Source organism: Weissella muntiaci (genome assembly GCF_008107635.1).
In the GTDB taxonomy this organism is placed as follows: Bacteria; Bacillota; Bacilli; order Lactobacillales; family Lactobacillaceae; genus Weissella; species Weissella muntiaci.
Genome location: NZ_SDGZ01000004.1, coordinates 102,531 through 120,784 on the forward strand (window position 1 = coordinate 102,531; position 18,254 = coordinate 120,784).

Here is an 18,254-nt window from a genome sequence, read left to right on the forward strand (position 1 = left end):
GGAGGATTTTAGTATGAGTATGGATTTGGAACAAACACCAAAGCAAAAGATGGAAGCACACATGCGCGAAGTTATGCAGGGTGTACTCGCAGAGATGAATGCTGGTAAGTCATCAGGGATCACAATGACGGCCAAGGAAAAGAAGTTCTTTGCGGCTATTACTACTGATGTTGGTACGAAAGATGCAGAGCTTTTACCAGAAGAAACTATCAATGAAGTGTTTGATGCTTTGACTGAAGATCATCCATTCCTTGAAACGTTGAGTATGCAAAACACTGGTTTGCGTATGAAACTTATCAAAGCTAATACAGCTGGAACTGCCGTTTGGGGAGAAATCTTTGGCGACATTAAGGGACAACTTGATGCTGACTTCGTAACTGAGGACGATTTGCAAAATAAGCTTACTGCTTTTATTGCATTGCCTAAGGATATGTCAGACTTTGGCCCTGATTGGATTAAGAAGTTTGTTATTACTCAATTGACAGAAGCAATGTCAGTAGCACTTGAAGAAGGATTTATGTCTGGAGATGGGAAAGACACGCCTACTGGACTGATGATGGATATGACAACTGGAAAAGTTGTTGATAAGAATAAGGTTCAATATTCTAAGAAGGCCATTACAGGCGTAATTGATTTCTCAGATCATTCTAAGGTACAGAATGCAATCGCAGAAATCGCACAACGTCTATCAATGACAATCAACGGTAAAATGTTGAAGCCTGATAATTCATTGTCATTGGCTTTGAACCCTAGTCAATATGAAATTATCCGAGGCGCTTTCACAGTACAAAATGCAAGTGGTGTCTATGTTGAAGCCTATCCACTTGGAATTAAGGTTGTGCCAGCTATGGGAGTTCCATTTGGTGAAGCAGTTGCTTACCGTGCGTCTCGTTATGTTGCCGCAATCGGTGGTGGTTTGAATATTCAACAATACGACCAAACGTTGGCAATGGAAGATATGGATTTGTACATTGCTAAACAATTTGCTAATGGTGAAGCATTGGATAACAATGTCTCAGCGATCTATGAAATCATTTTGCCTGAGGTTATTACTCACAAGGATGGTAACGTACCAGTAGCTAGTGTTGATATGTCACAAAAGACTGCCGCAATGAAAGTTGGAGACACTAAACAAGTAACTGCGACTGTTTCACCAGCTGATGCAACAAATACTAAGGTTACTTATGAAACAAGTAATGACAAAGTAGCAGCAGTTGCGGCTGACGGAACAATTACAGCAGTTGCGGAAGGATCAGCAACCATTACTGCTACTACAGAAGATGGTGGATTTAAGGCAACAGTTGCGGTTACAGTAACGGCCGCCGCCTAATAAGGAGGTAAACAATGGACGAAGCTACATTGTTACCAAAGCTAAAAGAACGGTTAAAGATTTTTCATGATGAAGAAGATAAGGCGTTAATTGACATCATTAAATCAGCAAAAGCCACATTGAAAGATGCGATTGGGTTCGATTTGGATGCCGAAAATGACGCATATATCAATCTTGTAATCATTCGTGCCATGTATGTTTATAATGACGCTGCTGAGTATTTCTTTGAGAATTACCGTAGCGAAATTAATGATGTCATTCTGAACTTTGGGGGTGATGAAAATGTACAAGGGACAACGTAAGCAAGCCCAGAAGTATCATCAGGAAGAGTTTCGTATTCCTTTTGTTATCTATAAAAAAGGCGAGCGCATCTCACAGACTGGTTATGGTTACAAGCTGAATAAGATCGCTAAAGGTTTAGGATTGGTATATGCACCTTCTGCCAAAGACAGAGATATTTTAGGTGATAGACTAACCTCAACTAGCTTTACGCTCATCATGCCACAACAAAACGGACTTTTAATTAGTTCAGATACGCTAATAAAAATTGATGAGCCACGCTTAATTAGTGATGGCTTTTTTGATGTCATTGAAGTGTTGCCAGATATTCAAAACGGCAGATACATGAAGCTGTTAGTTAATCGGACTAAACAAGGAAATAAGTTTGAGGTGGTTGAAGATGAGTAGCGGTGTACAAGTTGAGGGAATGGATCAGATTAAAAAGAATTTGGAACGTAAGCTTGGCAGGTCAACCATGCTCGCAACCACAGAGCAATTCGCGAAGAAAGCAGGGGTGGCCGGACAACAAATTGTTCGTTCAGCTGAGCGGAGTTATCAAAATACTGGAAAATCTGTTCAACAAACAACTTATAAAGTACAACGTGGCATAGTTGGCGGACATTATGTTCGTATTGGTTGGAAAGGTAATCGTAAACCTTTGGTTCATTTGAATGAATTAGGTTATACGAAGAAAACTAAGGGCGGTCTAAGACGGATTCAACCTAGAGGAATGGGCAAGATTGAGGATACAAAGTTGTCTATTGGTAAAACATCACTAGAATTAGCTAAACGTTTAATGAAGGAGCAGATGGGTAAATGAAAATTGAGGCATTGTTGGATTTAATTAATTCAGATAACAATTTAATGGAACTAACTGGTCAGATTAAAGCGGAGCTATTTCGAGTTGAAGATGTGGAACCAATCGAAACTGGAGCACGAATTATCTTAGCTCCTACTGCTTGGGGTAATCCGGATAATTGGGGAAGTAATCGACCTCAACGGCGCACTTTTGATTTTCAGATCAATGTTGAAAGTTCAGACTTGGCATTGTCATTAGATGTGGCAGATGCTTTGGAAGAATTGTTTATGAAAAATAAGATTAATCGCATGGGATCAACGATCTCAGAAAACGTTGAATATTTAATGGTTATCGCTAGACGTTATCGTTTTAGCGATATTTTTAATTAGGAGGAATTTATGCCAAAAACATTAACGCTTGGATCAGGAATCATGGTTGGTTTCGAAAAAATTCATATTATTACCTATCTACCCACATGGGCGGTAAAAAATCATTACGTAATCGAAGGCCGTAAAGGAGAAGGTGCTTCTCAAAAACTAGAAATTGAGGGACTTGCCAAGGAGCCTACAACGGTTGCTGGAAGTAACGTAGGTTACTTCTTGTCACGTAAGGGTGTTGGTAAGACAACTGCAAATGTAACTTTGCTTGACTTACCATTCGAAATTGAGAATGAGGTTCTTGGGCGTAAGGTCACAGAAAGTGGTATTGCACTTGTAGGTAATGATACTGAAGCGCCTTATACGGCAATTGTTGGTGAATCAGAAACGGCGAATGGAGATAAGGTCTATGTGTCATTGCTTCGTGGCGTTTTCCGTCGTGAGAAGTTTGAACTTAATACTACCGATCCAAATGAAGATTTTAAGCCTGAAGGTGTCGAGTATGGTTTCAGTGCTGAGAACTTGAAGTCTGATAATTCTGATTTCGACGGTCAAGTGTTCGCTTATTACATTGGTAGCGAAGAAGGTGGAAAGAGTTTATTTGAGGTATTAGGAGTAACCGATGACACACCAACTACTCCAGTTAATCCAACCGTATCAGTAACAGGAGTAACTGGTTCACAAGCAACAGCTTCAATTAAAGTTGGAGCAACTAAGCAAGTGACGGGTACTGTAACTCCATCAGATGCTACAAACAAAGCAGTTACTTATGCTTCAGACGCTGAATCAATTGCGACTGTCGCTGCGGATGGAACGATCACAGGTGTTGCTGAAGGAACAGCGAATATTACTATCACGTCAGTTGATGGTGGGTTCACTGCTAAGGTTGTTGTGACGGTTTCAGCTGTTTAACAAACGCGGGTTCGCCCGCATACATATTATTAAATTTCTAGGAGGAAGATATGGTTAAAGAATTACGAATTACATTGCGGAGTTTAAATCCAAATGAAGATGGCGAGTATGATTTTAAAACTTATACTCAACAATTCATTCCATTAAAACATGTGTTAGCTTGGCTCAAATTGGAGCAACGAATTACACAGTCGATTATTGATCAAGTGAATGATGAAATTCTATCTGGCACGGATATTTTGAAGGAACGTATTAAATTAATTGCGGACATGTTTGATGATTCTGCTATCACAGAAGAATCAATTACTAATCAAGCTAATGCGTTAGATAAGATTGTTCTGCAAGTCGAAAAAGTAGTAATTAACCAATATTCTGACGGAACGGACGTTGATTCGGGAAAAGATTAAGCCCAAGTGAAGCGGTCAGGGAGTTATCAAAGGCTATTGCTGCATTGGAAGATTTAATCATGGCAGTTGTGCGTAACATGCCTAATTTCACGATTAATGACGTAGTTGAAACGGATGTCAGCTTATTAATGAAACTGCTTGATGATAAAAAAGAGCGGAGCGAGGGCACTAAGAAACAACAAACAGTCGACTTTACTAAGATGACGACTGAAGAAGCACGAGGACAACTAGAAAGGAGGTAACAATGGCGTTAGATGAAGAGCTAGGACGATTAAACATTAAGGTTTCGATGGATGATAGCGAGTTGGCCAAGTCGGTTGATAACGTTGATCGTTCAATTTCCAAGAATGCAAAATCGTTTTCAGCATTTAATCGCTCAATTAGAGGTGGCGACCAAGAGATTGCATCTCATGCAGCTAAACTGGGCATGTTGAAAGAATCAATCGTTGGTATGTCTGATAAAACTGAGAAGCTAAATGCAGTTATTAGTAACCAAGGTAAGATGAGCCAATACACGGCGGCGGAACAAGAAACTCTGCGTGGTAAGTATGCACAAAGCCAAGTTCAATTAGAGGCTTACAAAAATGAGTTCACTAACACTGCTAAAGAGATGGCTGACTTGCAAGTTAAGACCCAAGGTTTTACCGGAAAGCTAAATACATTTGGTTCAGCCGCCACTAATGTCGGCGATAAGATGACTCGCAATGTTACTGTCCCACTTGGGATAGTTGGTGGCTTGGCTTTAAAAACTGGTATGGATTTTGAAGCCGGAATGTCACGAGTTCAGGCGATTGCTGGAGCTTCAAAATCACAATTGAAGCAACTAACAGATCAGGCGATTGAACTTGGTCAGAAAACTCAATTCTCAGCTTCCGAAGTTTCTGGTGGTATGGAAAACCTTGCTTCGGCTGGATTTAGCGTTAATGAGATTATGCAAGCCATGCCGGGTATGCTTGATTTAGCTGCTGTATCAGGTGGAGACGTCGCACAAGCATCTGAGTATGCCGCGTCTGCTTTGCGTGCATTTAATTTGGATGCTTCTCAGAGTGGTCATGTTTCTGATGTCTTTGCGAAAGCTGCTGCAGATACGAATGCGGAAGTCGGAGACATGGGTGAAGCCATGAAGTATGCTGGCCCAGTTGCTAGTCAATTGGGTATGTCGATTGAAGAAACTGCTGCGGCAATTGGTGATATGTCTGATAAGGGTATCAAGGGTTCGCAAGCTGGTACTACACTGCGTGGCGCATTAACTCGATTGGCAAAGCCAACACAAGAAATGACATCAACAATGCAGCAATATGGACTTTCATTCTTTGATGCACAAGGGAAGATGTTACCATTCGGTCAGATCATTGGGCAGTTGCATGATAAGGTCGGAAATCTTGATGAGAAGAGCCGTGCAGCTGCATTGACTACCTTGTTTGGTAAAGAAGCTCTATCAGGAATGATGGCGTTAGTGTCATCTGGAGAAGGCAAATACGACAACTTAACTAAGTCACTTCAAAACTCAGATGGTGCTGCGGATAAAATGGCTAAGACCATGCAGGATAACGCAAAGAATGCCATTGAACAAATGATGGGATCGCTCGAAACGGCCGCAATTAAGATTGAACAAGCGGCGGCACCGTCAATCAAACAGTTGGCAGAATTTGTGGGTAAGCTTGCGGATGCTTTCAGTAATCTGTCTCCTGAAGCTCAGAACATGATTTTGAAGTTTGGACTATTAACTGCGGCAGCTGGGCCAGCTTTATCAATTATTGGTAGAGTTTCAACTGGAACAGTAGCTATGACAGCTGCATTCGCAAAAGTTAAGACAGGAATGGCAGTTACCAAGGAGTTAGGTGCATTGACAACCGGGGCGACCGGAGCAACTCGAGGTATGGAATTATTGGGTGGTGGTGCTGGAAAGGCTGCATTAGCTTTTGGTGCATTATCTCCTGTTATGCTTGGCGTGATTGGAACGGCAGCTTTGTTAGGTGGTGGACTAGTTCTACTTGGTAAAGCTTACGCTGATCATCAGTACGCTACTCGTTGGGGCGATGATGTTAGCGCGTCTGCCTCAACTGCATTAGACGGTATGCAAAAAGCTCAGCAAGGAATTTCGGATGCTTTGATTACCACAGGAAATGATGGCGAGAATGCGTCTAAAAAAGTAGGTGATGCTTTTGAAAATATGGCTGATCGAGTAAAAAAATCAGCTGATGATTCTAATGCAGCATTATCAAAGTCATACTCAAATCTGCCGCCAGAAGTTCAAGCGATGGTGGAGGCAAGTATAAAGCAACGCCAAAAGGAAAATAATGACCGTGTTCAAGAGGCTAAAACAACGGCTGATGCAGTTGCTAATATTGAGAAGCAGGGCGGAAAACTTAGCGTAGATCAACAAACATTCGTATCTAATTCAAGACAAAAACTAAATGAGTTGGGTATTCAAAACTTAGGACTTAGTGCAAAGGCAGAGAAACAAGCACTAGCAGCTTTGAATAACGATGTTGAGAACATGAATGCACAAGCACGGGATAAAGCCCAAACTAGTTTAACGTCAACTCTTGAAAAGGCTGATAAGTCCTATGAGAAATCTAAGGCCTCTATAAAATCTATGTATGATCAAGGTGTTATCGGCGCAGAAGATTTTTCAAAAGCTAATGCTGAACTCGATAAAACTCATTCAGCTCAGATAAACCCAATGCTTGCGCGTCTATATGAATTAATGAAGGCGTCTGGTACGAGTTCTGAAATGATGGAAACAGCATTTGAGACTATGGGTTATTCATTGGACGATGCCAAAAGTGCATTTGATAATATGGCTAAAGGTGCTGACAAAAGTACAGGTACAGTTATCAGTGCTACAGGCAAGATGAGTGATAAAACCAAGGAAGCTGTAAAACAGTGGAACGGCTTAGTCTTTGATGAGAAGACCGGACAAGTTAAGACCAATGCCAAAGATGAAGTAGCTGAGGCTATGAAATCAGGTGATAACTGGAATAGCTTGAAACTTGCTGCAAAGGAAGCACCGGTTCATTCAGACGCGCGAGCTGTGTTTGCTGAAGCAGCAATTCAAGCCGGCACTTGGGATAAATTATCTATCAAAGATAAAGAAGCGATGGTTAAAAGTAATGCCGCAGAAGAAGTTCTGAAAGGTAAGGCTTCATTATCTGACTTCAATAGTCTTGATGTTCCTACAAAGCAGTTAATTGTTTCATCTAATGCACCTCAACAGGTATTCGATAGCTTAACCCAAATGGGCACTTGGGATTCATTACCTGATTCAATCAAGAATATCTATTTGAATTCTAACGTTACCGGTATTGTAGATGGCTCAAAGATGAAATTGAGTGAATGGAACACTTTGACACCAGAACAAAAGCAACTGATTTCACAGGATTCAAGTTCTGCTGCGGTTAAAAGTGCGATCACTACTACCGATCAATGGAACGCATTACCAACGCCGGTAAAGGAAATTTTAGCCCATAATTCTGACGCACGAAAGGCATTTAGTGACGCCAAAATTGATTTGGGAGAATACGAGAAGGTTAAGCCAACCAAGAAAAAACTTGATGCCGATTCAAGTAAGGCAAAGAGTGAATCGGACAAAGCAAAGAATTCTGTAAATCAGTTCAGTGATATTAAGACTAAAACAAAGTCACTTGATGCTAAGTGGCAAGGTGGTCAGGCAGTTAGGAATGCAAAGAGTGACATTGATAGTATTCATGATAAGACAGTAACAATTACTACAAAAGAAGTTACAGAAAAGGCTCATAAAGCCACTGGTGATCCTAACTTTGCTGGTGGTGATGTTGTTGTTAATGACCAAAAGGGAAGCTTGTATAAAGAGTTAATTCAGCTTCCGAGTGGTCGAACATTTATGCCACAAGGTCGTAACCGAGAATATAACTTGCCACAAGGAACACGAATTTTCAATGCAACTGATACGGCTAGATTAATGACTGCAAAGCTGAATACCGACAGGCTGAAAACTTTGTCTCAGTTAGATATTCCAAGTCCAACCGCTGGCAATGTACCAGTTCCACAAACACAAGGTACAGATGATCGGGCAATTGCAATGATGGCAACTATGGTTGATTTTTTGAGTACAATCGCTGAAAAGGACTTTAAACCTTACATTGGTAAAGATGCAATTGTGGACGCTGCAAACTCAGGCTTGGGCGATATTGCAGCATGGAGAAGAAATGGAGTTTCAGTATGAAAATGCACGGTATAACAATTAATGGTAAGCATTCGTTTGATGATTTCAGATTGCTGTTAAATGATTTTACAATTGGAACGCCTAGCAAAACTAAAGTAACGGCCAAGATTCCATATAGTTCACAACAATTTGATTTCTCAACAATCATGGGTTTTCAACCATACGGAAGGCGGACACTAACATTTAACTTTAATTTCTATGATGAGTTTAGCCTCGAGCAATTGCAGTCACAACGAATTAAAGTTTTAAATTGGCTGATGTCGAGTAACAATGATGAACCTATCTTATTTGATTTAATCAAGGATTATTATTTCTTAGGTGAAGTCGTAACCGGCCCTGATGCACAAACTAATTGGGAACAAACCGGAACGCTTAAAGTTGTTATTGATGCACATCCATTTAAGGTTGCTAAGAAACTTGAAGGCGACGATGTTTGGGACACCTTTAATTTTGAAGAAGACATAGCCCAAAATGTTCAATTCGACATTATAAATAACGGCTTGGTTGCGCTATATAATGTTGGATTTAATCCGGTAGCTCCTGTAATTAATGTGAGCTCACCAATGAAGATAGTTCAGAACGGAGTTACCTATGACCTATCAACTGGCGATAATGAGCTAGATGGTTTCATGATTAATGTTGGTACGAATGAAATTCAAGTGAGCGGTACTGGACGAATTGAATTTAAGTTTAGGAGAGAGGTTATTTAGATATGTATAGGGTAGACATAATTAATAACGGTGTAAGAAGCCCAATCCATTTGCCTACTCCGACAGGAGTTAAATTATTCAGTGGAACTGTTAAAAGTGAATTGAATATGGCTCAGGGTTTTACTTTCTCCTTGTTACCAAATAACCCCGGCTGGAGTGAGATTGAACCGTATAAAACCAAAATTGAAGTTGTTGATCTACAAAAAAACAACATAATCTTTTATGGCAGAGCCTTGGATTCAACTAAAGAAATGACATCTGAGGGGCAGATGTCAAAGAAGTATGTTGCTGAGAGTGAACTGGGATATTTGAAAGACAGTTACCAGCCATTTGAAGAGATTCATAACATGTCGCCAGCTGATTTTTTTCGTAAGTTAATCTACACTCATAATTCACAGGTTGGAAGCGATCAACAATTTGTACCGGGAGTAATTAACGTATCTAATTCAACTGATAATGTATATCGGTTTTTGGATGATCAGACGACATGGCAGACGTTGAATGATAAACTGGTTACTCGATTAGGTGGCTATTTATTTGTTAGACACGAAAGCGGAACTCGTTTTATTGATTACTTGCAAGATAGTGGAGTGCAAGCCCCAATGTCTATTCAACTTGCTAAGAATATGATTTCAGTAAGCGAAACTATCAAGGCCACTGAAGTTGTTACTCGATTAGTTCCATTAGGCGCCACCCAAGTTCGGGAAGGTGCTGAAGCAACTACCGCACAACCTAAGTTAAAAATAGGTAGTGTAAATAATGGTATGGACTATATCACTGATAATCTATTGGAGCAGCAATTGAATGTGATTGTTTATGGAACTCAAACTTGGTCTGATGTTACTGATCCTAATAACTTATTAACTAAAGGAAGAGAGTGGTTGGCCGCCCAAAGAATGGCGGATAGCGTTACTGTTTCAGCGCTTGATTTAAGTAAAATCAATGATAAATTCGATCGTTATCAGCTGGGAAATACTTATACGATAAAACACGGAATTTTAGGTATTCAGAGTGGCCACCCACTGACAACGCAAACAATTAATGTTTTAGACCCAACGAAGAGCGAACTAACATTCGGTGATAAGAAACTGGACTTGGTTAGTTATCAGCAAGCCATGAACGATCAGAAGAATGCTGACGATTCAATACTTGCGGTTTTGGAAAATAACAAGACCAATACTCAGCAACAAATCGAAAAAATGCAAAGCGAGATAGATTATCTTAAATCATTAGTAGGCAATGGATATCTTGACGGAAAGATAATTGATGTTTCAGAACATCAGGGAGACATTGATTGGCAAGCTGTTAAAAATGATGGTGTGGTATTTGCGATTATCCGAGTTCAGTATGGCGGGAACTATGAAGATAAGAAGTATAAGCAAAACATTGCTGGAGCTCAAAGTGCTGGAATCCGTTATGCAGTCTATGGTTATGGACTTTATGCAAATGAAGCCGAAGCTAAAGAAGAAGCTAAATTACTATTTGATAGGGCTAATGCCGCAGCAGGAAGCGGTGTTGAGCCTATTTTTTATGCGATTGATTTAGAAGGCGATACTCCAGCTGACTCCATTCAAACTAATACACTTGCATGGAATCAAAGCATGTCGGAGATGGGTGTCGAAAGTAAGTATCAAGTCGCTTATATCGCAAACCACTTATATGATCAGTTCAATATTGATGTGTCTAAGTTTGGTTCCATCTGGATACCTGCGTATGGTAGTGGACCAGCGCACCCGTATGACTTGTGGCAATACACATCAAATGGTTTGGTTGCTGGAATAAGCGGAAATGTTGATATGAACCAATCACCATCAACAGCGTTTAAGAATAATTATTTAAGGAGGTAAAGCATGACAATAGATTATAGAGATGATACTCACATCGTAGATGGCGAAGTTCAAATTGATAAGGATAAGCGCTTACCAGAAGTTGAAAAATTGGCAAAATATGTGCGGACAAAAATGTACGGAGTGGACGTACGTGAGTCGTTGGCTTTAGCAGTTGAATTGATGTCAAATATTGTTGTAGATGATCAGAATGCTTATAAGCAATTAGAAGCTAAAGTAGATGATTTAGCTCAGAAATGGCAAGACGATACATCCAATTTCAAACGTTTGACTGAAGATGAGATTAATCGTTTGATTGCGGAATGGAACGCTACAGTTTCAGGCGTGACAAGTGATTCAGAGATAATCAATGCGCGAGTGTCACTAGATGGTACAACGCATTCAGTTATAAAAGAACGACTTGATCAGATGGAAATGAACACGGTTCAACATCGTGTTATGAATAAGACTTATCAACTGGATCATATTTTACAAGTTACTGATTTATCGACCACTAGTTCAGATATGAAGTATGAAGTGGTAGGTCAAATTGAAGATGTAGATGAAAGTCAATTTGCTTATCGAAGCTTGCGAAGTCGATTTATCGGAATTAATAGGGCGGTGATAGCATGACTGAAACAATTAAGGATGTTAGATTCGACGGTACTAGGTTCTTTGTCGAAGACGAGAATGGAAACCGTAAACAAGTATTTCCACAAACCATACTAGAGCAAATCATTGGATTAGATAGTTTGCGTTCTGTACGGGGATATCCGGGTCCACCGGGAAAAGTAGGCAAGAGTGCTTTTGAGACAGCTAAAGAAAGTGGTTTTCCGGGAACGGAAGATGAATTCGACCAACTATTAGCAAATATTCAAATTAACGAGTCGACCAAACGGAAAGCTCCCACAAGTTGGAGTTTAGATCGAACTACTACACCATGGACGATCAGATTGGACAATGGTAGTACGTTACAACTTAATGATTACGGACAAGTTGCGTCAGTTTTCGGGTTAGGTTCTTCTCCAAACTTAGAAAGCGCAACCGTGACACCAGTTCCGATTATTAGCAATATTATTAAGGCAGCAAGAGGAACTTTATCTATTGATTTATTCAAGAAAACATCAGGAAGTAATTTTAATTATTATTCACCAAATTACACAATTAATAACCCTGTACAAGACGTTAGTATATACGACTTTACTGTAGCCACGTTTGGAGTAACGGGAGACACTTACAATCGGCAATGGGTGTTAATTAAGATGTTGTACGAGTTGGGGATATTCTCGCCTGCTGATGTTGAATCATTAGGCGCAACGAAGAAATAAAAGGAGTAAATAAATGGCACAAAAAGTTATCTTACATGATGAAAATGACGTTCAAATTATGCCAGTAGCTTCTACGTTGTCTGTAGAAGAATTATCAGTAACTGATTTAGCTGATATTGCAAATGGTGGAATGATTAAATTGTCAGGTCGATATTTTATTAAGGATTCAAAGTTATCAAACGCTCCCTTTGACGGCTGGTATGCTCTCGAAGTAATTGAGGGTAGTTCGGAATATATGGGGCAAATGCGAGCAGTTTCCTTTTGGGACAACGTTGTAAAATATACGTCGGTAAATCAAGGTAAGATTGTAGGTTGGAAAAAAGTAATTACCGATGATGTAAATGGGGCATTGACTTGGCAACCAAATATGGACGTACTAAAAGGCCAAATGATTACATTCCCTTCATTGGGTACAGCAGAAACAGGATTACTTGTTAATCCAGTGTTCATGTCTCTAATTAATCAAAATACTGGGAGCTCATTCCCAGCCGCTGATTCAATTGAAGGCATAAGTGGCAAATGGAAGCTAATGAATCCGGATGCGTACTCAATTTCTTTCCTTTTAAAAACATATGCTGTGGACTTTAACTTCAAGAGACGTGGTAACAATGTGTCGTTGGTTACTAGTTTTTCTAATAAACAAATTTCAGCCGGTTATGATTTCATGAGTTCTGAAAAGTTGCCTAATTTGGCTGATGTATGGCGCCCAGAGGGGAACTTTGCATGGATACCAAATGCTACTTCTATGATGTTGATATGGGATGTTGGACGGATTACCTTACAGGGAAACAGCAGCGTTGGTCAAGGTGACATTTGGACTGGATCATATATGGCCAAGAATGGTTATCAATGGTCTGGCGGAGTGCCAACAGTATAGAAAGGAGTAAGTTATTGCCTAAAAGTTGGGATGAGTGGGCTGCGTTTGCTGGTGTTGCAGGTCTTGCACTTACTATTCTAGGTCTTTTATTTAAGCAGTATATTGGTATTCCAATTGCTAATCTAACTACAGAATTTAAAGAGAATAATAGGGTGCACATGAAACGTTTTGATAGCATTGATGAGAAGTTAAATGAACATAACGTGCAATTGAGCATTCATCACACGCAGATTAATAATTTAATGAAAGAGGAGAATGATGAATAAACTAAAAACATTGGTCGTTGCGATTGCATCGGCCTTTTTTGTATTCGGTGGTATGACGGTAGTTAGTCAATCGGCGCACGCCGATACACCACGATATGACATGATTGACGTATCTAATCACAACGGGGCAATGTCAGCTGATGAGTTTCGTTACATGCGTGATAACTATGGCGTTAAGGCAGTTACAACTAAGATTTCAGAAGGAACGACTTTCTCAGACTGGACGGCAGCTGGAAATATCAAGGCGGCTATTGATGCTGGTCTGTATGTAAATGGATATTCTTATATCCACGCTACGACAGTTGCTGGAGCAATTGCAGAAGCTGATTATGCTGCGTCAGTAGCACAACAAGCTGGTTTGCCTGTTGGCGCTGTATTAGCTGTGGACGTTGAGAATGCAGATCAAATGGCAATGGGTCGTGCAATGCAACCAGTTGTACAAGCGTTCATGAATGAGGTTCAACGTGTAGGTGGTTATCGCTCAACAACGTACACCATGGGTTCACATCTCGAAGTGTCAGTTGATGGAGATCCATCTTGGATTGCGAGCTATCCATACACGCCAACCAGTGAACAAAGTTGGTATTCAACTGAACATGCTTGGCAATGGACGTCAAAAGCAACATTTGCAAGTTCATTAGGTGTATTCGATGTTTCTCAACTGTATGATGATTTCTTTACTGCCGGTCAAGACGCAAGTAATAACGTTACGCCACCAGTAGAAGATGATAATACAACTGATACTGTTTCATTAAATGGTGTCTATGTAATTGATTCATGGAAGATATACGGTTCAGGTTGGTACGCTCGAAACGATGATATGAGTATTCCGGTAGCTGATTACAATAACGATATTCCAGTTCAAAGCGTTACTTTAACAGATCGCTATGGTAATGCTTTGAGTAATCAAGTAGCACAAGGTAACAATGGTGCTATGGAATACTTTACTTTGAACGATAATTACAAGGTGTTGAACCGTGTAGGAAGTTCAATTCAAATTGAGATGAATGGCGAATCAGTTTGGTTGAAGGTGGCCTACGTTAAGTAGTAAAATTCAATTTGTATAAAAAAGGAAAGGATAATCCCTTTTTTTAATTTCATATCAAAGCCCCGCTAGGTAGATTAATCTCTACTTGGCGGGGCTTTTTTGTTGGTTTAATTTGTTAAAAAGTGTTGACAATAGATACTCATGAGAGTATTATAATATATATAGAAAGGGGGAAGCAATGTTAGACAACATACAAAAAATCGTCGAAATCATATTCGAAGTAATTTCAACAATTGCCCTGTTGAAACAACTTAAAAAGAATAAGAATGACGACGATAAGTAGCAAAGCAAGGGCAGAAATGCCCTGCTTTGGTGTATCTAAATTCTAACATGCAAAACATATTATGACAAAATTTTACAAAAATAATTGGTTCTTAATTGGGCTGCTCATATTAATAGTTGGAAATTGGTTTGTGAACTCTAATTCGATTCGTATTATAACTACTGTCGGGATTGCATTCTTTATTATAGGAGAGTTAAATGACAAGCGAAAAAAGTAATCTAGGTAGACCACGTAAAAGCGAAGATGAAAAGGTTAGTCAAAATGAAGCAAATCAAAACTGGCGGGAAAAGAACAAAGAAAAAACGAAATACTTGAATTACCGGAGTACAGCCCGCTCATTCATTAGAAAATTAGCGACTAACGCAGATCTTGATGAGTTAGAACAATTAATTGTGGAGAAAAGAAATCAAGAATAATGGGCACCGTTTGGGCACCGTTTTACTACTAAAGCCCTACGCAATAACGTTTCAGTATTCCCACGTACAATGAACCGCCTTTGGCCATAAACTTTAAATTAACATTGATAAACCAACTAAACGCTTATAGATAGCGATTTGGTTGGTTTTTATTTTTTGCCTGAGTTGATCTAGATTAGCTCAAAATCGCTTAAATTTGGGCGCCGTTCGGGCACCGTGAAACTTTGGACGCCGTTTTTGTGGGAAAATTTTAACTAAATATCTATATATCAGATAAAATATCTTGAGTCTTTTTCTTCAATAATTTGTTTTTCAGAGAGTAAATGAGCGTCCACTTCCATTATAATTGTTATGTCAGCACGGCTTGGTAAGTTTGGGATATAACCAACTAATATCCACACACCTTTAGAACTTAAGCAACTTGCATGGCTGGGTTTTAGACCGTATAGTGAAACATTGATATTAAAACCTAATTATTTTTAGATCTTATGAAGCCATATGTTGGCAATGGTTGATTACCTTAGTCCTGATTCCAGGTGAACTCGCGCATAGTTTTTAAAGAGATTTTGAAGTGTCTAAATCTTGTGGTGTATTGTTTGTTTTCAATTCGGCTAACTAACTTCTAACGTCTGATTTTATTTTAAAGGTTTGTACTTTGCGATGGCGTTTACCATGTTATTGATAATCAGAAACGGCGCGTCATTTGCCATTAGGTTTCTTTGTTGTGATAATTTAAGCCTAATGTTACTGTTGTAAAACTGAACAGTTTAAAGACGTACTCAGGCCTGCTATACCAATCGACAGGTCTGAGCAATAATATTCGTTTTGAAGAGAGAATCTACATCACTTTGCTTGCCAGCGGGGACTTTTAATGCAGCTTCTAGATAATAGATTCTCGTCGATTATGTATGACTAGTTGAGTTGACAGAAAGTAGCTGCTATTTTTTGCTGTAAAGTTTTGTATGGATGCTACTTTTTTAATTTTGGAAAAAATATGAATTTCGGTTTTTCTAATTTTGAAATTAATATCATCTAATTTAGCGATTTGAGTTTTTAATCAATTTACTTCGTTGCACAACTACGGATAATAACGATTAATTCAAGTGCTACTAGAAGCACTTGAATTAAATCTTCACTTCTATTTGTTGAAGCTATTCTAAGTATAGGCACAAGATAGTTAATTCATTTTAAGGCGTTGGCGCCGAAATAGCATCCATTAAATAAATTAGATCTAGACCCAATAAGATAACTATGATACTACGTATTCGGGAGTGAAAATTTTAATCAATTTCCAAATCAAGTTTTTGGTGTGGAACATGGTTGAACATATGTATCCTTGCCTTAGCAAGGAGGTTATCCAATAAATTAGATCTTTTCAATAGTTACGGCAGTACCGTAAGCTGTGACGGATTCTCCAATTTCAGAAGTAGTGGTATCAAAACGGAACATTATTACGGCATTTGCACCAAGACGGGCAGCGTCTTCTTTGAGGCGATTTACAGCTTCTTCACGTGAATCGTGTTGGAGTTTGGTGTAGCCTTTTATTTCGCCACCGACTAATGATTTCAGACCTTGTCCAAAGCTTGAAACTGCATTACGTGATCGACTGGTTAATCCAAATACTTCGCCGAAGGTTTCAGTTACCTTATAGCCTGCGATATTCTCTGTAGTCACAACCAAGATATTATTCATAATATTTCTCCCAAAATATAGCTTTTAACGTGGATCATGATTGCACGTGAAGCACATAGTTAATTAAATGAACTCATCATCAATTATATGCTTCTATTTCCTTTTCTGATATAAATGGAACTAATAAAATACATAAACACGATGAGCCAACGGAAGGTGGCAATGAATTTATTAGGGCTAGGAATTATGAATCAACCACTAAAGTAGCGATGTGGTTGATTAGTATTACGTCAGATGAAGTTGCGTAAGTTTTTAGAGAACAAGGAACGAATGTTGTTTCACCTGGCGACATTCGAGTAGTATTAGTGGATGAAACTAAAGATAATATTGACGTTGAAATATTTTCACCCGGTGGCAACATGGTAACTGGCAGTGAGAGTTATTCAATGCTACGTGCGAGCGGGAAGAATATCCCGGAAATTGATGTTAGTGCAGCGCGTGTTATTGCAACAGCCAGAGACAAGGTTTTATGCCGCCAGCTGTGCAAATTATGATTCACAACGCACGCTTAACAGATGGAGCTCAAACTGATGACACTAGAGTTAAGAGCAGAAGTTCAGCAAATCCTGATGCGTTAATGAGTAATTTATCGAGAGATGCAATTTAATCAATATTGCTATTCGTCTGAAGAATTAATTTAGTTTTTTCATCATGTAATAATGAGTATGTCCAGCAGGACTATTCTCTATTTCCCCGAAAACAGTGTACCCAAGTTTTCCGTATAAGCCTTTAGCTTGAAAGTCGAGGGTATCTAGCTGAGATATGGTACAGTTTAGTTGCTTTACTTCATTTTCCACAGATTGAACTAAATTCGAAGCATAAACCTATACCTCTGCGTCCATCAGATACTCATAGGGCTTTAACCATGAGAATATTCCAACAAATGATCTGTGCGACAGTTCCACCGGCTAGTTGGTTATCAACTTTAATGCTACGATTTAAGCGAAATGAAACCCTGTTTATATATTATAAATAGGAATTTTGCTGATGAGATCGAAGGAATCTGATGCAATTAGATTGCGGGATAAAAGGTGATAATATCAAGTAGTTTAGATATACTTACAAGAATTCATTTATATTTTGTATTTTATTAATAGCAACGCTTATTCGTATTTTACAAGGAAATATGTATTAATTTTACGTATTTACTAGTTTGAATAATATTTTCAAAATGAGAGCAGTCTATCAAAGGTTGTTCTTTTTTCTGCATCAATATTTCCTATTTCGTTTGCTAGAAATTCAGCAAAGATTGGAGGACCTTGAAGGATTTAGATAATTAGTTGCTGAACGTGAAAATGAATAATAAGATACCATTTTTGGTCTATTGTCCTGTAATACATAGTTATTAAAGTAACTAGAAAATGAAATCTGGGATGTAGTTAAGTTTTGAAACCTGCTGTTAACTTACAATTCGGTTATCTCAAATATGGGCTTAATCGTTGATCTTAAATAATTTAATTTTACGATGGAGAATATTATTTTATTTATATTCAAGTA

Annotated in this window: 19 protein-coding genes; 18 read left to right on the plus strand and 1 reads right to left on the minus strand. The window is 38.9% G+C overall.

Translation table 11 applies throughout. From position 1 onward, the window contains the following. The first annotated feature begins 13 nt into the window (after nucleotides 1–13). From ESZ50_RS11820 to ESZ50_RS01415, 17 genes are all read left to right on the plus strand, one after another. Entirely contained in the window at nucleotides 14–1,330 is a 1,317-nt protein-coding gene (locus ESZ50_RS11820) for a phage major capsid protein (RefSeq protein ID WP_148621797.1), read from the plus strand. A gap of 14 nt (nucleotides 1,331–1,344) precedes the next feature. Beyond that, nucleotides 1,345–1,632 (plus strand): head-tail connector protein, encoded by a 288-nt coding sequence (locus tag ESZ50_RS01340; protein WP_148621798.1) that lies wholly within the window; start codon nucleotides 1,345–1,347, stop codon nucleotides 1,630–1,632. Continuing rightward, nucleotides 1,613–2,017: a hypothetical protein gene (locus tag ESZ50_RS01345; protein WP_148621799.1), complete on the plus strand. Its 405-nt coding sequence runs from the start codon at nucleotides 1,613–1,615 to the stop codon at nucleotides 2,015–2,017. Before ESZ50_RS01340 ends, ESZ50_RS01345 begins: the two co-directional genes overlap by 20 nt. Further along, nucleotides 2,010–2,429, plus strand: a complete 420-nt coding sequence (locus ESZ50_RS01350; protein ID WP_148621800.1) for a hypothetical protein — start codon at nucleotides 2,010–2,012, stop codon at nucleotides 2,427–2,429. The genes ESZ50_RS01345 and ESZ50_RS01350 overlap by 8 nt, the downstream gene beginning before the upstream one ends. Further along, complete coding sequence (locus ESZ50_RS01355; protein ID WP_148621801.1) at nucleotides 2,426–2,797, plus strand: hypothetical protein; 372 nt, start codon at nucleotides 2,426–2,428, stop codon at nucleotides 2,795–2,797. The genes ESZ50_RS01350 and ESZ50_RS01355 overlap by 4 nt, the downstream gene beginning before the upstream one ends. Before the next feature lie 9 nt (nucleotides 2,798–2,806). Then, complete coding sequence (locus ESZ50_RS01360) at nucleotides 2,807–3,697, plus strand: major tail protein (RefSeq protein ID WP_148621802.1); 891 nt, start codon at nucleotides 2,807–2,809, stop codon at nucleotides 3,695–3,697. A 50-nt stretch (nucleotides 3,698–3,747) separates the two neighbouring features. After that, nucleotides 3,748–4,104: a phage tail assembly chaperone G gene (gpG, locus tag ESZ50_RS01365; RefSeq protein WP_148621803.1), complete on the plus strand. Its 357-nt coding sequence runs from the start codon at nucleotides 3,748–3,750 to the stop codon at nucleotides 4,102–4,104. 59 nt (nucleotides 4,105–4,163) lie between these two features. After that, a complete protein-coding gene (locus ESZ50_RS01370; protein ID WP_148621804.1) occupies nucleotides 4,164–4,346 on the plus strand; it encodes a hypothetical protein in 183 nt (60 codons plus the stop codon). A gap of 2 nt (nucleotides 4,347–4,348) precedes the next feature. After that, entirely contained in the window at nucleotides 4,349–8,311 is a 3,963-nt protein-coding gene (locus tag ESZ50_RS01375) for a phage tail tape measure protein (RefSeq protein ID WP_148621805.1), read from the plus strand. Continuing rightward, the gene (locus tag ESZ50_RS01380; RefSeq protein ID WP_148621806.1) at nucleotides 8,308–9,021 is read left to right on the plus strand and encodes a phage tail protein; all 714 of its coding nucleotides are present in this window, start codon (nucleotides 8,308–8,310) and stop codon (nucleotides 9,019–9,021) included. Before ESZ50_RS01375 ends, ESZ50_RS01380 begins: the two co-directional genes overlap by 4 nt. 2 nt (nucleotides 9,022–9,023) lie before the next feature. After that, nucleotides 9,024–10,868, plus strand: a complete 1,845-nt coding sequence (locus ESZ50_RS01385) for a phage tail spike protein (protein WP_148621807.1) — start codon at nucleotides 9,024–9,026, stop codon at nucleotides 10,866–10,868. Nucleotides 10,869–10,871: 3 nt separating this feature from the next. After that, nucleotides 10,872–11,480, plus strand: coding sequence for a hypothetical protein (locus ESZ50_RS01390; RefSeq protein ID WP_148621808.1), 609 nt, complete (start codon nucleotides 10,872–10,874; stop codon nucleotides 11,478–11,480). Further along, nucleotides 11,477–12,175, plus strand: coding sequence for a hypothetical protein (locus tag ESZ50_RS01395; RefSeq protein ID WP_148621809.1), 699 nt, complete (start codon nucleotides 11,477–11,479; stop codon nucleotides 12,173–12,175). The genes ESZ50_RS01390 and ESZ50_RS01395 overlap by 4 nt, the downstream gene beginning before the upstream one ends. Nucleotides 12,176–12,188: 13 nt before the next feature. Continuing rightward, on the plus strand, nucleotides 12,189–13,052 hold the full coding sequence (locus ESZ50_RS01400) for a hypothetical protein (protein ID WP_148621810.1): 864 nt from the start codon (nucleotides 12,189–12,191) through the stop codon (nucleotides 13,050–13,052). Nucleotides 13,053–13,066: 14 nt separating this feature from the next. Then, nucleotides 13,067–13,318 (plus strand): hypothetical protein, encoded by a 252-nt coding sequence (locus tag ESZ50_RS01405; protein ID WP_148621811.1) that lies wholly within the window; start codon nucleotides 13,067–13,069, stop codon nucleotides 13,316–13,318. Next, nucleotides 13,311–14,366, plus strand: coding sequence for a GH25 family lysozyme (locus ESZ50_RS01410; protein ID WP_187387508.1), 1,056 nt, complete (start codon nucleotides 13,311–13,313; stop codon nucleotides 14,364–14,366). The genes ESZ50_RS01405 and ESZ50_RS01410 overlap by 8 nt, the downstream gene beginning before the upstream one ends. 480 nt (nucleotides 14,367–14,846) lie before the next feature. Next, complete coding sequence (locus tag ESZ50_RS01415) at nucleotides 14,847–15,065, plus strand: hypothetical protein (RefSeq protein ID WP_148621813.1); 219 nt, start codon at nucleotides 14,847–14,849, stop codon at nucleotides 15,063–15,065. A gap of 1,365 nt (nucleotides 15,066–16,430) precedes the next feature. Here ESZ50_RS01415 and ESZ50_RS01420 read toward each other — a convergent pair. Then, entirely contained in the window at nucleotides 16,431–16,757 is a 327-nt protein-coding gene (locus ESZ50_RS01420; protein WP_148621814.1) for a heavy metal-binding domain-containing protein, read from the minus strand. Between the two features lie 469 nt (nucleotides 16,758–17,226). On the opposite strand from ESZ50_RS01420, the gene ESZ50_RS11565 reads away from it, so the two are divergent. Then, nucleotides 17,227–17,364 carry a hypothetical protein gene (locus tag ESZ50_RS11565; protein WP_187387509.1) on the plus strand — a complete coding sequence of 46 codons (138 nt, stop codon included), beginning with the start codon at nucleotides 17,227–17,229 and terminating at the stop codon, nucleotides 17,362–17,364. The last annotated feature ends 890 nt before the right edge of the window (nucleotides 17,365–18,254 follow it).

Bases quoted from the DNA above. Each gene is read 5' to 3' on its own strand.
- ESZ50_RS11820 (WP_148621797.1), top strand. From the start codon at position 14: ATGAGTATGGATTTGGAACAAACACCAAAGCAAAAGATGGAAGCACAC.
- ESZ50_RS01340 (WP_148621798.1), top strand. From the start codon at position 1,345: ATGGACGAAGCTACATTGTTACCAAAGCTAAAAGAACGGTTAAAGATT.
- ESZ50_RS01345 (WP_148621799.1), top strand. From the start codon at position 1,613: ATGTACAAGGGACAACGTAAGCAAGCCCAGAAGTATCATCAGGAAGAG.
- ESZ50_RS01350 (WP_148621800.1), top strand. From the start codon at position 2,010: ATGAGTAGCGGTGTACAAGTTGAGGGAATGGATCAGATTAAAAAGAAT.
- ESZ50_RS01355 (WP_148621801.1), top strand. From the start codon at position 2,426: ATGAAAATTGAGGCATTGTTGGATTTAATTAATTCAGATAACAATTTA.
- ESZ50_RS01360 (WP_148621802.1), top strand. From the start codon at position 2,807: ATGCCAAAAACATTAACGCTTGGATCAGGAATCATGGTTGGTTTCGAA.
- gpG (WP_148621803.1), top strand. From the start codon at position 3,748: ATGGTTAAAGAATTACGAATTACATTGCGGAGTTTAAATCCAAATGAA.
- ESZ50_RS01370 (WP_148621804.1), top strand. From the start codon at position 4,164: ATGGCAGTTGTGCGTAACATGCCTAATTTCACGATTAATGACGTAGTT.
- ESZ50_RS01375 (WP_148621805.1), top strand. From the start codon at position 4,349: ATGGCGTTAGATGAAGAGCTAGGACGATTAAACATTAAGGTTTCGATG.
- ESZ50_RS01380 (WP_148621806.1), top strand. From the start codon at position 8,308: ATGAAAATGCACGGTATAACAATTAATGGTAAGCATTCGTTTGATGAT.
- ESZ50_RS01385 (WP_148621807.1), top strand. From the start codon at position 9,024: ATGTATAGGGTAGACATAATTAATAACGGTGTAAGAAGCCCAATCCAT.
- ESZ50_RS01390 (WP_148621808.1), top strand. From the start codon at position 10,872: ATGACAATAGATTATAGAGATGATACTCACATCGTAGATGGCGAAGTT.
- ESZ50_RS01395 (WP_148621809.1), top strand. From the start codon at position 11,477: ATGACTGAAACAATTAAGGATGTTAGATTCGACGGTACTAGGTTCTTT.
- ESZ50_RS01400 (WP_148621810.1), top strand. From the start codon at position 12,189: ATGGCACAAAAAGTTATCTTACATGATGAAAATGACGTTCAAATTATG.
- ESZ50_RS01410 (WP_187387508.1), top strand. From the start codon at position 13,311: ATGAATAAACTAAAAACATTGGTCGTTGCGATTGCATCGGCCTTTTTT.
- ESZ50_RS01415 (WP_148621813.1), top strand. From the start codon at position 14,847: ATGACAAGCGAAAAAAGTAATCTAGGTAGACCACGTAAAAGCGAAGAT.
- ESZ50_RS01420 (WP_148621814.1), bottom strand. From the start codon at position 16,757: ATGAATAATATCTTGGTTGTGACTACAGAGAATATCGCAGGCTATAAG.
- ESZ50_RS11565 (WP_187387509.1), top strand. From the start codon at position 17,227: ATGCCGCCAGCTGTGCAAATTATGATTCACAACGCACGCTTAACAGAT.